This is a genomic window from Nitrospirota bacterium, from assembly GCA_040756155.1.
Classification (GTDB): Bacteria; Nitrospirota; Thermodesulfovibrionia; order JACRGW01; family JBFLZU01; genus JBFLZU01.
Window position 1 is genome coordinate 37798 of the sequence record JBFLZU010000095.1, and the last position, 12324, is coordinate 50121.

The 12324-nt window shown below is 41.7% G+C and carries 15 protein-coding genes; 12 read left to right on the top strand and 3 right to left on the bottom strand.

Going from position 1 to position 12324, the window contains the following annotated elements; genetic code table 11:
* The first annotated feature begins 226 nt into the window (after positions 1-226).
* The 6 genes from plsY (at position 227) to AB1488_09270 (ending at position 3768) form a co-directional block, all read left to right on the top strand.
* Positions 227-823 carry a glycerol-3-phosphate 1-O-acyltransferase PlsY gene (gene plsY, locus AB1488_09245; GenBank protein ID MEW6410274.1) on the top strand — a complete coding sequence of 199 codons (597 nt, stop codon included), beginning with the start codon at positions 227-229 and terminating at the stop codon, positions 821-823.
* Positions 810-1466, top strand: coding sequence for a radical SAM protein (locus tag AB1488_09250; protein MEW6410275.1), 657 nt, complete (start codon positions 810-812; stop codon positions 1464-1466). The genes plsY and AB1488_09250 overlap by 14 nt, the downstream gene beginning before the upstream one ends.
* Positions 1463-2176 (top strand): 7-cyano-7-deazaguanine synthase QueC, encoded by a 714-nt coding sequence (gene queC, locus AB1488_09255; GenBank protein MEW6410276.1) that lies wholly within the window; start codon positions 1463-1465, stop codon positions 2174-2176. Before AB1488_09250 ends, queC begins: the two co-directional genes overlap by 4 nt.
* A gap of 77 nt (positions 2177-2253) precedes the next feature.
* Positions 2254-2535, top strand: a complete 282-nt coding sequence (locus tag AB1488_09260; protein MEW6410277.1) for a type II toxin-antitoxin system Phd/YefM family antitoxin — start codon at positions 2254-2256, stop codon at positions 2533-2535.
* A complete protein-coding gene (locus AB1488_09265; protein MEW6410278.1) occupies positions 2526-2936 on the top strand; it encodes a type II toxin-antitoxin system VapC family toxin in 411 nt (136 codons plus the stop codon). The genes AB1488_09260 and AB1488_09265 overlap by 10 nt, the downstream gene beginning before the upstream one ends.
* A 13-nt stretch (positions 2937-2949) precedes the next feature.
* Positions 2950-3768 (top strand): formate/nitrite transporter family protein, encoded by an 819-nt coding sequence (locus AB1488_09270; GenBank protein ID MEW6410279.1) that lies wholly within the window; start codon positions 2950-2952, stop codon positions 3766-3768.
* A gap of 1 nt (position 3769) precedes the next feature.
* Here AB1488_09270 and mnmA read toward each other — a convergent pair whose 3' ends face one another.
* Both mnmA and mqnC read right to left on the bottom strand, forming a co-directional pair.
* Positions 3770-4840 (bottom strand): tRNA 2-thiouridine(34) synthase MnmA, encoded by a 1071-nt coding sequence (gene mnmA, locus AB1488_09275; GenBank protein ID MEW6410280.1) that lies wholly within the window; start codon positions 4838-4840, stop codon positions 3770-3772.
* Positions 4841-4843: 3 nt separating this feature from the next.
* A complete protein-coding gene (gene mqnC, locus AB1488_09280; GenBank protein MEW6410281.1) occupies positions 4844-5884 on the bottom strand; it encodes a cyclic dehypoxanthinyl futalosine synthase in 1041 nt (346 codons plus the stop codon).
* Between the two features lie 184 nt (positions 5885-6068).
* Between mqnC and AB1488_09285 the strand changes: the two genes are divergently transcribed.
* The 5 genes from AB1488_09285 (at position 6069) to AB1488_09305 (ending at position 10281) form a co-directional block, all read left to right on the top strand.
* Positions 6069-6971 (top strand): selenium metabolism-associated LysR family transcriptional regulator, encoded by a 903-nt coding sequence (locus AB1488_09285; protein MEW6410282.1) that lies wholly within the window; start codon positions 6069-6071, stop codon positions 6969-6971.
* A 111-nt stretch (positions 6972-7082) separates the two neighbouring features.
* On the top strand, positions 7083-8003 hold the full coding sequence (locus AB1488_09290) for a fumarate hydratase (GenBank protein ID MEW6410283.1): 921 nt from the start codon (positions 7083-7085) through the stop codon (positions 8001-8003).
* Positions 8004-8648: a FumA C-terminus/TtdB family hydratase beta subunit gene (locus tag AB1488_09295; protein ID MEW6410284.1), complete on the top strand. Its 645-nt coding sequence runs from the start codon at positions 8004-8006 to the stop codon at positions 8646-8648.
* Between the two features lie 2 nt (positions 8649-8650).
* Positions 8651-9598: a fumarate hydratase gene (locus AB1488_09300; protein MEW6410285.1), complete on the top strand. Its 948-nt coding sequence runs from the start codon at positions 8651-8653 to the stop codon at positions 9596-9598.
* Positions 9595-10281: a fumarate hydratase C-terminal domain-containing protein gene (locus AB1488_09305; protein MEW6410286.1), complete on the top strand. Its 687-nt coding sequence runs from the start codon at positions 9595-9597 to the stop codon at positions 10279-10281. The genes AB1488_09300 and AB1488_09305 overlap by 4 nt, the downstream gene beginning before the upstream one ends.
* A 21-nt stretch (positions 10282-10302) precedes the next feature.
* On the opposite strand, the gene AB1488_09310 is transcribed toward AB1488_09305, so the two are convergent.
* Positions 10303-11193 (bottom strand): DUF1932 domain-containing protein, encoded by an 891-nt coding sequence (locus tag AB1488_09310; GenBank protein MEW6410287.1) that lies wholly within the window; start codon positions 11191-11193, stop codon positions 10303-10305.
* A gap of 195 nt (positions 11194-11388) precedes the next feature.
* Between AB1488_09310 and AB1488_09315 the strand changes: the two genes are divergently transcribed.
* On the top strand, positions 11389-12147 hold the full coding sequence (locus AB1488_09315; GenBank protein ID MEW6410288.1) for an arsenite methyltransferase: 759 nt from the start codon (positions 11389-11391) through the stop codon (positions 12145-12147).
* Positions 12148-12324: the final 177 nt, after the last annotated feature.

Here is a 12324-nt window from a genome sequence, read left to right on the forward strand (position 1 = left end):
AATGATTGCACTCTGGATTTCCATGATTTTCGGAATAATCTCTGGTATTGGGTATTTCGTATCGTTCTGGAGGCAGGCATAAGAAGTGAATAGTGAAGAGTGAATAGTGAGATGATTACGGAGGTTAGGGGACTGTCCCAGATTTACGGCACCAAAATCCCCCCATCCCCCCTTTACTAAAGGGGGGCGAGGGGGGATTAGAATCGGGACTGTCCCCGAAGGAAGTATGATCATAATCGTGTTTATAATTGCATACCTGTTAGGTTCAATACCATTTGGTCTTCTTATTTCAAGACTGAAAGGAGTAGATATCAGGGCGTATGGAAGTGGTAACATAGGCGCTACGAATGTCCTCAGGATTGTGGGGAAAAAAGAGGCAGTGATAACACTCATTGCTGATATGTTAAAGGGTGCTACAGCAGTTATAATTGCCCGAGCGGCAGGAGTCGATAATGCATGGGTAGCCTCTGCAGGAATATGCTCAATAATCGGTCATAACTATTCTGTTTTTCTTGGATTCAAGGGTGGAAAAGGTGTTGCGACAAGTTTTGGTGTATTATCAGCCTATCTGCCTATAGTAGCAGCCATCTCTGTTGCCATCTGGATTATAACCGTAATTTTGTGGAGATACTCATCCCTGGGGGCGATCGTATCATTTTTGTGTCTGCCTCTACTTGTTACAGTCTTTAACTATTCGCTTATAAACCTGATATTCTCACTTGCCATATCCCTAATGATAATTTACAGGCATAGGGAAAATATAAAGAGATTGATTGATGGCACAGAGGGCAAGATAGGTAAGAAGGTCTATGTTGATAAATGAGATATTCAAGAGTATTCAGGGTGAGTCCAGCTTTGCAGGACTTCCGTGTACATTTGTAAGGCTTACAGGGTGTAACCTCAGGTGTTCATATTGTGATACAGAATATTCCTTTTACGATGGTTATGAAATGTCTGTGGATGAAGTTATCAGAGAGATAAGGGTGTCCAGAAACAAACTGGTCGAGATTACAGGTGGAGAACCACTTATTCAGAAGGATGTGTATCCACTTGCTAAGCGCCTTCTATCAGATGGATATACGGTACTTATAGAGACGAACGGAAGTATAGATTTAAAAGAACTAAAGGGGTGCTGTTCTAAGAATGACAGGGGTAGACTGCATATAATCATGGATATAAAGACACCTAATAGCGGAGAATCAAGCAAGATGGACTTTGGTAATATATCTCTGCTTACATCTAATGATGAGGTTAAATTTGTCATGGTGGATAGGGATGATTACGATTGGTCAAAGGGGATAATCAACAAATATAGATTTCCTGAGGGCTGTAAGATATTATTTTCTCCTGTTTACGGCAAACTACAACCATATAAACTTGCAGAATGGATAATTGAGGACTGCCTCCCTGTCCGTCTTCAACTTCAATTGCACAGATATATATGGAAAAGAAAAACAAGGGTATGACTACAAGAAAGGCTGTTGTCTTACTGAGCGGTGGGATAGATTCGACTACAACCCTTGCTATAGCCAATTCAGAGGGGTACGAAGTCTATGCCCTGAGTTTTAATTATGGTCAGAGGCATAGCCATGAACTCGAAGCAGCAAAGAGAATAGCAGAATATTTTGGTGTAAAGGAACATCTTATTATGGATATAGACCTCAGGGCTATTGGTGGCTCTGCTTTGACATCGGAGACAGAAGTACCAAAAAAGAGTGCAGAAGTGCTTATCCCAGTCACCTATGTTCCTGCTCGCAATACAATCTTCCTCTCATTTGCTCTTGCATGGGCAGAGGTCATCAATGCGGAGGATATATTTATGGGGGCTAATGTGATCGATTATAGCGGTTATCCTGACTGCAGACCTGAATATATAGAGGCATTTGAAAAAATGGCAAACCTTGCTACAAAGGCAGGGGTTGAAGGGAAGATGCGTTTCAGGATAAGAACCCCATTGATCAGCCTCACAAAGGCAGAGATAATAAAGAAAGGGATTGAACTCGGTGTTGATTATAGCATCACCTGGAGCTGCTATGACCCCCAGCCTGCTACTCCTTCAGCCTTTAGCCTTCAGCCTTCAGCCTTTGTTCCATGCTGTAGGTGTGATAGTTGTATCCTGAGGGCAAAAGGCTTTAAAGAGGCAGGTGTCAATGACCCACTTTTGTCCTCTCTTTGATTTGACTTTTTACTTGACTACAAGATTCAGATATGTAAAATATGATTATCTTATTTTAAGACATTGGAGGTAAGTTTATGGAAAAGACAATCAGCGCCACGGAGGCAGTTCGAAGATTTTCTGAACTGTTGAACACAATAAAATTTAAGGGTAATCACTATATTATTTTGAGAGGTGGAAAACCTGTAGCTTCAATGGTGCCTGTGGAGGTTTCTTCAAAAGGGCATACGATTGGAGAGATTAAGGAACTTCTTAAAAAGATTCCACGCTTAGGGGACGAAGCAAATCTCTTCGAAATAGACTTACGGGAAATTATAAGGTGTCAACCTGGCTTACCTGAGGAGGATAAATGGGGATAATCTTCGATACAAGTTTACTGATTGCTTTAGAGCGAGCTGATCTGGATATAGATAAACTTATAAAAGGCAGAGAAGAGGAACCCTTTGGGATAAGCGTAATAACGGTTTCTGAATTACTCCACGGAGTTCACAGGACTAATTCAGAAAAGAGACGGCTTAAACGAGAAGCGTATGTAGAAAAGGTTATAGGAACCTTTCCTATCTATCCTTTTGATGTTTCGACAGCAAGAATATATGCAAAACTCTGGGCAGGACTTCTTAAAAAAGGCATACGGGTTGGGGCGCATGACCTCATGATTGCTTCAACTGCTATTGCACTCGGGTTCTCTGTAGTAACCTTTGATATGAGGGACTATGGTAAAATAAAAGAAGTTACAGTAGAGAGTATCAATGGATGGTGATAGGGAGGAAACTATGGGATATAAAACAGGTTACGAAGTGATGGAAAAACTGATAGAGTTCAGTATTACAAAAACAGTCCTTCCTTTTCCTAAAATGATTCTACTGGGTCTGCTTGCCGGGGTTTATATTGCCTTAGGTGGTATTCTGATGACGGTAGTGGTGAGCGATATATCTTTTTACTCTGGTTTTGGAATAACAAGATTAATTAGTGGATCCGTTTTCTCCTTGGGTTTGATCCTGGTTATCCTGGTTGGAGCAGAACTTTTTACTGGTAATAACTTAATGGTGATAGGCCTTCTTTCCAGAAGGATCGGATTCATTGCCATGCTTAAAAACTGGCTAATCTCCTATAGTACCAATTTTGCAGGGTCATTAATGCTGGTATCGCTCATTGGTCTCTCCCAGCTCTGGTTTCTCAATGATATGGAAGTGGGTTTCACTATGGTGGATATTGCCAATTCTAAAGTAAATCTTGGATTCTGGACAGCGTTCTGGCGGGGGGTTGGATGCAACTTTCTGGTTTGTCTTGCGGTCTGGCTATCGGTGAGCGGCGAAGATAACATCAGTCGTATTCTGGGAATCTATTTTCCCATAACAGCCTTTGTGGCTCTTGGGTTTGAACACTCCGTCGCCAATATGTTTTTGATCCCCATGGGAATACTGGCAGCCAGTCAGTCTGACGTGGCACCCGTTATATCTCATCTGGACTTATCCCATCTAAACGTAACCGACTTTCTTGTATACAACCTCATCCCGGTTACACTGGGGAATACGGTAGGAGGAGCCTTTCTGGTAGGCTATATTTACTGGTATATCTATGGAAGGCGATAATTTAGTAATTTCTATTTATAATCCCTCCTCCAACCACCACATCCCCATCATAGAAGACTACCGACTGTCCCGGTGTGATTGCCCATTGGGGTTCATCGAATCGCACCTTAACCATCTTGTCTGAAAGTGGCTCTATGGTCGCCTCTGTCTCTTTCATGGCATACCGTATTCTTGCCTTTAATCTAATTGTGCTATTGAGACCATCGATAGCTACCCAGTTTACATCATCAGCGATAAGGTCAGAACCATATGCATCCTCTTTTTCTCCCACAACGATAGTGTTGGTCTCAGCGTCTATATTAATAACATAAAGTGGTTTCGGTGCTGCAATGCCAAGTCCTTTCCTTTGTCCGACTGTATAAAGACATATACCCTTGTGTGTCCCTAATCTTTTCCCTTTTTTATCAATAATTACCCCAGGGATAATCTTCTCAGGGATAAGATTTTTCAGAAATAGCGGGTAATTGTCTTCAGGGATAAAGCATATCTCCTGGCTCTCAGGTCTCTCTGCGGCAGGTAACCCCATCTCTCTGGCGAGTTTTCTTATTCTGTCCTTTGTAAGACTTCCGAGTGGAAAGATTGTGTGACCTAACTGCTTCTGTGTCATCACATAGAGAAAATATGATTGGTCTTTTCTGAAATCAACCCCCTTTTTCAAGATGTAGCGATTATTCATAGCCTCTATCCTTGCATAGTGTCCGGTTGCGATATATTCAGCACCAAGCCTATCTGCTTCCCTGAGGAGGAAATCGAATTTTATAAATCTGTTACATCTTACACACGGGTTTGGTGTGTATCCCCTTGAATACTCTGAGTAGAAATCCTCTATAACCTTGTCTGCAAAGGCATCTCTGAGGTCAAGTATCTTATGTCTGATTCCGAGTTCTTCGCACACCCTTTTTGCTGTCTCTGCCGATACCAGAGAACAGCAGGTTGCCATATCCTCTGTGACCCTCCAGTCCCATATCTGGAATGTTACACCTGTTACCTCAAATCCTTCTTTTTTAAGCAGGACTGCAGATACAGAAGAATCTACACCACCACTCATACCAAGGACAACTTTTCTAATCATAAATTAGTAGATCCTCAAAATATTATACAACGTATCCCGCTGTGCGGGGATATAGCCAGCGTCCCTTATAAGATCTATGATTTCTTCCTTTGTCGTCCTGTAACTCACCCCCGTTGCCGCTACTACATTCTCCTCAAGCATGGTGCTCCCAAAGTCATTTGCACCGAACTTCAAAGCAACCTGTGCCATCTTGGCGCCTTGAGTAACCCAGGACGCCTGGATGTTTTTTATGTTATCAAGCATTATCCTAGATAACGCAAGAACCTTGAGATACTCTACTCCTGTGGCACTTCTGCCACCGAGTTCAGTCCTGTTTGATTGGTATGTCCATGGGATAAATGCGGTGAATCCTCCTGTCTTATCCTGTATCTCTCTTATCCTTATGAGGTGCTCAATTATCTCTTCCCCTGTTTCCACAGAACCAAACATCATCGTTGCTGTTGTAGGCATGCCAAGTTTGTGTACCTCTATCATCACCTCTGCCCACTGTTCCCAACCTATCTTCTTAGGGCTTATCTCACTTCTAACCCTGTCAACAAGTATCTCGGCACCGCCTCCTGGGATAGAGTCAAGTCCGGCAGACTTTAGACGCCTGAGCGTCTGAGGGATATTAAGACCTGATATCTTTGCTATGTGATATATCTCTGGTGGTGAAAGGGAGTGAATCTGTACATCATATCTTTGTTTTATGGATGAGAAAAGGTCTTCAAAAAACTCAATCGAAAGGGTAGGGTGTAGTCCCCCTTGCATGAGTATCTGGGTGCCACCGAGCGTAATCGTCTCATCTATCTTCTTAAAGATTTCATCCTTGCTCAATATATATGCGTCTGGGTCATCTTCGTCTCTGTAAAAGGCACAGAATTTACAGCGACTTATACAAATATTCGTGTAATTTATATTTCTGTCAACAACAAAGGTTACAATTCTCTCAGGGTGCAACTCTTCCCTGATCTTATCTGCTGCCTCACCGAGACTCAAAAGGTCTGCTTTGTCCAGGAGATTAATCCCTTCTTCTTTTGTTACTCTTTTTCTTTTTATGAACATCCTCTTCTTGTCAGATTGATATAATTATACAGAAAAAAACTTTAATAGAAAATGGAAAACACTCATCAAAACCTCTTTACACTCTTCCTTTATATGCTTTATAATTGTTTATGAAAATGCACAGCGAGCGCATTGGATTTAGGTATATTTTTTATTTTTCTGCCACCAAGGATTAAAAGGTTCTATGTTCGATTTTCGTCTCAAAATCTTTTGCACCGTTGCAGAGTTGCAAAGCTTCTCTAAAGCAGGTCAAGTACTGTACATAACCCAGCCAGCTGTCTCTTTTCAAATTAAATCCCTTGAGGAGGAACTTGGGGTTAGGTTATTTAATAGGGAGAGAAACAAGGTCGTTCTTACAGATGTTGGGAAAATTCTTTTTAATTATGCGAAAAAGATTTTCCAGATCTATGAAGAAGCAGAAAAAGAGATAGGTAAAATTACCCATTCGATAAAGGGTAAACTAATCATTGGTGCAACTTCTATAATCGGTAGATATTATCTTCCTACGGTCATTGAGGCATTCAAGCAAAAATACCCCGATGCCGAAGTCATCGCTCAGATTTCAAATACGGAGACGCTAATAAAATCCTTACTACAGGACACACTGGATTTATGTATTGTGAGTGAACCATTATCTATGTATGGAGATTCATTTCTTTATTACCCGTATATTAAAGATAAACTGGTTCTTATTGTCCCTTCAAATCATCGATGGGTAACTCGAGAATCGATTACCCTTGAAGAGCTACTGGAAGAACCCTTTATTATTCGAGAAGAGGGGTCTGGCACAAGGACTACAATTGAACACTATCTCCATGAAAGGGAGAAACGGATCGAAGATTTAAATATTATCATGACTCTTGGAAGCACAGAGGCTGTGAAAGGTGCGGTAGAAAGTGGGGTAGGGGTTTCTATTCTTTCAAAATGCCCAGTAAAGAGGGAATTAGAGATAGGCTCGGTAAGAATAGTAAAAATTGAAGGTATGAAAATGTTTCAAAATTTTACAATTGTGTATCCTCGAAAATTTCAGAGGTTGATTTCAGAGAGATTTTTACATTTTATCCAAGAGATTAAGCCTTGTAGTTAAATAAATTGTTAAATTGTTCAGTGGTAGAAAATTCAATTAGTTTGTCAGTTTAGTTGGCAATTATTAGTGCTACCCTTATCAATATCTTGTAATGTTTAAGTTTCGGCAAGAATGATAATTGTGAGTGACGGTGTTATATCTCAAGAGTTAGTTGCTAAGGCTGGGGCCATCCTCCTTAAGACTGCTGCTACAAGGTTCCCAGATTTCTATATAAAGGTCATTGAAGACCATCTAAAGAAAGAGCGCCATCCTGGAGCCAAAGCAAGGCTTAAAAGGATGATTGAGGCTATAAGATGCTCTCACGAAGAGGGAAGGCCTATATGCCAAGACACAGGCATACCCTTATACTTTGTAACTATAGGAGAGTATGCTAGGGTAAGAGGAGACATTAATGCAGCTCTGAACCTTGGAACTGAAAAAGCTACTAAAGAGACACCTTTAAGAGAGAATGTTGTTCATCCATTGACCTGCCAAAACCCTGGAACCAATGTTGGATGGGGAATGCCTTATGTTGTCTATGACTTTAAGCCTGGAGCAGACTACATAGAGATTAAAGCTGTTGCAAGGGGAGATGGGGAAGATATGCCTACGACGATTGTAAGAATGCCATCTACAGGGCCAAGGCTTCAAAACATCAAGAAAGGGATTCTGGAGGTAATATATAATTCAAGATGGGCATGTCCGCCTCATGTGATAGGGATATGCATAGGCGCTAATGTGACGATAGCCACTCATATAGCTTTGAAAGCCACCTTCCGAATCCCCACTGGAGCCAGAAGCACCGATCCCATGACTGCTCAGCTTGAAGAAGAACTCTTGAATGCCATTAACTCACTTGGGATAGGACCCGGCGCTTTAGGAGGGGACACTACGGCTCTCGCCGTGCACGTAGAGCTCGCAGGATGTCACACGATCTCTCCTGCTCTTGTAGTCGCCCCGGGTTGCTGGACTACTGGAAGGTTTGCTGTGGGGAGGTTGTATAACGATGGAAGATTTGAGGGATTAACCCATCCAGATATTCAGGTGACTTAGATGGCTGAATACAGGATTAGAGCCCCAGTTTTGGAAGAGGATGTCAGGAGGCTCAGGGTAGGTGACATCGTGTTCATCGACGGAGTAGTACATGCGTGGAGGGATAGGGCCTATGACCATGCCTTCGAACTTTTAAAGAAAGGCGAGAGGCTTCCTGAGAATCTGAAGGGATGTGTCCACTGGCACTGTGGCCCTATAACAAAGAAGGTTGGAGGTAAATGGATTGTTGTTTCAGCCGGGCCTACCACCAGTAGACGTTTTGATAAAGTGGAACCTATAGCTATCAGAGAGTGGGGCGTAAAGATAGTCATAGGTAAAGGCCTCGGGATGGGCAGTGGAGTAGCTGAAGCATTAAAGATGTGTGGAGCAGCTTATCTTTCGGCTGTCGGAGGAGCGGCTTCTTATTATGGTAAAAAGATCAAAAAAGTCAGAGCCGTACACTGGCTTGAGCTCGGCATGCCTGAAGCTATGTGGGTCTTCGAGGTTGAAAACTTTGGGCCACTGGAGGTATCCATGGATTCCTACGGGGAAAACCTTTACGACGATATTAAGAAGGAGGTAAACAAAAATCTATTAGAGGTTTACAGGGCACTTGGTGTAAATGTGGCTGAAACAGAGTTATCTTTAGGAGAAATAGGAAGGTAGTAATGCCTATCGAATCGGACATCTTAGAAGAAATTGGATATAATTTGCACTTCAGAGCTGCGACGAAAATGCCCGATGATGTCAAGAAGGCATTAAGGGATATTTACCAGAGAGAGTCTAAGAAACTTCCGAAATATGTCCTGGGTAAAATAATAGAAAACTTTGAAAAGGCAGAAAGTGAAAAAAAGTCTATCTGTTCGGACCCAGGTATTCCTCGTTTTTATGTTAAGGTTGGAAATAGAGCTTCGATTCGAGGTGGATTTATATCTTTAGAGGAGGCTCTTAGAAGGGCTACAGCCAGGGCTACAAGAGATATTCCACTGAGATCGAATGCTGTGCATCCCATGACGCATGAAAACCCCACCACAAATGTCGGGATTTTTGCTCCAGATATCTATTATAGCTTCGAACCCAAGGTGGATTGGATCGAGATAACTGTTTCCCATAAAGGTGGCTTTTATGGTAGTGATTACAGGTGGCTTTTGCCTGGAGACGGAATAGAGGGAATGGAGAGATTCTTTTTAGACGCCATCAGTGTGAATGGTCGTCGAGGTTTTGCCTGTTTACCCTCTTTAGTAGGAATAGGGATTGGAGGAAACAAGGACGTGTCATTCAGATTGGCACGGGAAGCTGTTTCGCTTCGTACGGTAGGAGATCGGCATCCAGACCCCTTTATCGCAGATTTTGAGGAAGAACTGAAAGAGCTGGCCAATTCTACCATGTTCGGTACAATGGGGCTGTGGGGAGATGTTACGGTCATGGATGTTCACATAGAAATTGCTTATGGACACACCGGCGGACCGCCGATGTCTATCCACCAGCATTGTAATGCTCTGAGAAGGGCATCAGCCAGAATTGATTCAAAAAATAGAGTTGAATATAAGGATGATCCGCAATGGTTTACGCCTTATTATAGGAGAAAAACTATAGCTCAGGAGGCTTGGGAATGACAATACAATCCTTAGATGACCTGGAATTGAGAGAAGTTCGATTGAATATACCATTGTCTGAAGAAAGCGTAAAGGATCTAAGAATGGGTGACATCGTCTATTTGGATGGAGGTATCTTTACCGGAAGGTCTTTATGGTGTATCCATGTAATTGAAAAAGGAAATCCTCCCCCTATAGACATCACCAACGAGTTTAACGTAATGATGCATAGTTCTCCTGCAGGGGCTGAAGTGAAACCAAACGAATATAGAATCTCAGGCATAACCTGCACATCTGGTTTTCGATTTTCTCCCTGGATTCCGAAGCTACTTGAAAAATATCATTTGCGAGCCGTAATTGGAAAAGCAGGTATGCGTGAAGACCTTTACCGATATTTTAAAGAATACAATGCAGTTTACCTCACGTCTGTTGGATATGGACTCGGTGCTCTGTATGCCGAGGGAGTAAAAAGGGTTAAGGCAGTCTACTGGAAAGAAGAATTAGGAATTGCAGAAGCGATGTGGATTCTGGAGGTAGAGAATATGGGGCCATTTTTTGTCGCCTGTGATACTCAAGGCAACAGCCTATGGTCTCTCGCTAATGAAAGAATCAATATGCAGTTATCTAATCTCTATAAAGATAAGAAGACCTACCTGTTAAAGAGATTAGGTGAGATTACCACTCCAGAAGAAGAGCCCATTTGAATCACCTCGTTTTATTTGCTTTTAACTATAACCCATCTCTACCATGGCGTTAATTACATCACGGTAATCGGCTGGTTTTTTACCTTTAAAAAAATCCTTTAGACCCAATTCCGATACGCTTTTTAAACGATCTCGAACCGCTTCGCTCACGGTTGGTTTAACCTTTAATTCTTTAAGCGTTTCAATCACATGCTCCATTTCATCTGCACGCCGTTTACCATGTAGTACATTGGTTGTAATCCATGTATTAGCGATCTCTTGAAACGAGGTTTTATCCATATGTTTGACAATTGCGTCCATGAGCGGTTCCATTAAATCACAACGCTTAGCTCCAAGCAACATTTCGATAAGAAGGGCTTCAACACCTTTAGCAAAGACACTCCGCAGCATTTTCATATAGGATGCTTTTCCGATCTCTTCGGACAAAAATGTCACATCAAAGCCCATATTCCTCAGGAAATTGGCGACTTCGTCTGCTTTTTTCCCACAAGCTAACACGGGGCTCTTGAATCCATAAGAAGCAATAGTACCCAGGATAGCCACTTCAACAAAGGATCCCCCTCTTGCCTCAATCAATTCGCTCATTAGAATTTTTACTCTCGGTGAAACAGTATTCATATCCACATACACTTTTCCTTCTTTTATGAATGGCAAGGCATCTTCAACTACTTTAGTGGCTACTTCACTGGTCACAACACTCAAAATGATGTCATTGTTCAAAACTAATGATCCAACATCTCTTTCAACTATTAAACCCTGCTGTTTAGCTTTAGATATAAGCGATTGTGAAATTTTCTCATCGTTAAATCTTATATCAAAAACGCTCACTGAAATCTTTTTGTTCGAACATAACCCATGGGCGAATGCCTGCCCTGCTTCCCCGTAACCAATGATCCCTATTCTTGCATCCATGACTGACTTCCCTCCATTTACAACCATAAATAAGTTTAGCAGTATTTTTTAACAAATTCTACTGGTATTTTCGAATAACAGCTATGTGTTTGGATTAAACATAGCATAAATAGAATACTGGGTTAGGGTTTTGAAATTTATCTTGCACTATGCCTTCATGTGGGTTAAAATGTCATTAAAATTTGGAGGTGAGCCATGAGTAATGAAAAAGAGATCAAAGATTACGTGAAGAACCGATATGGTAAGATAGCATCCAAAGAAGATTCCTGTTGTCCAAGTTGCACTTATACTTCAGACATTGTTGAACATGCAAGGTCAATGGGATACTCAAAGCAGGAAATCAGCGGTGTCCCGGAAGAAGCCGTTATGGGACTGGGATGTGGTAACCCAACAGCACTTGCAGAACTGAAAGAGGGTGAACATGTTGTGGACCTTGGCTGCGGTGGAGGTCTGGACGTTTTCCTTGCAGCCCAGAAAGTTGGTGGAAAAGGGAAGGTTATTGGCGTGGATATGACTCCTGAGATGATTGAAAAGGCAAGAGAAAATGCCAGGAAAGGTGACTACAAAAATGTTGAGTTCAGGTTTGGAGAGATAGAAAATTTACCCATCGAGGACAACTCTATAGATGTTATCATAAGCAATTGCGTCATAAATCTCTCACCAGATAAATTAGCCACCTTCAAAGAAGCATTCAGGGTTTTGAGACCTAATGGTAGGATCCATATATCTGACCTGGTAACTGAAGGAAAGCTTCCTGAAGATGTTCGACAGAGCTTTGAAGCCTGGGCAGGATGTATTGCTGGAGCCCTAGAAAAACAAGAATACCTGAACACGATAAGGAAAGCGGGTTTCAGAGATGTTACCGTCATTGACGAGCATCCTTACAGCAAGTGTGGAATAGACTCTCGAATTACAGGAAAAATCATCAGTATTCAAGTAAAAGCCTACAAATAAGGTGTAAAATTTCCAAATAAATCCCCATAAAACACTCCAATCAAACCCTAAAAAAAATCTTTTATGAGCCCATAAAAAATTAAGATTTGACATCTCCATATATGTGTCAGAAAATTAAATTAACTTCAGAAGGATTATTCTATGTGTCTTATAGACGCATAGAAGTGAATGGGATTC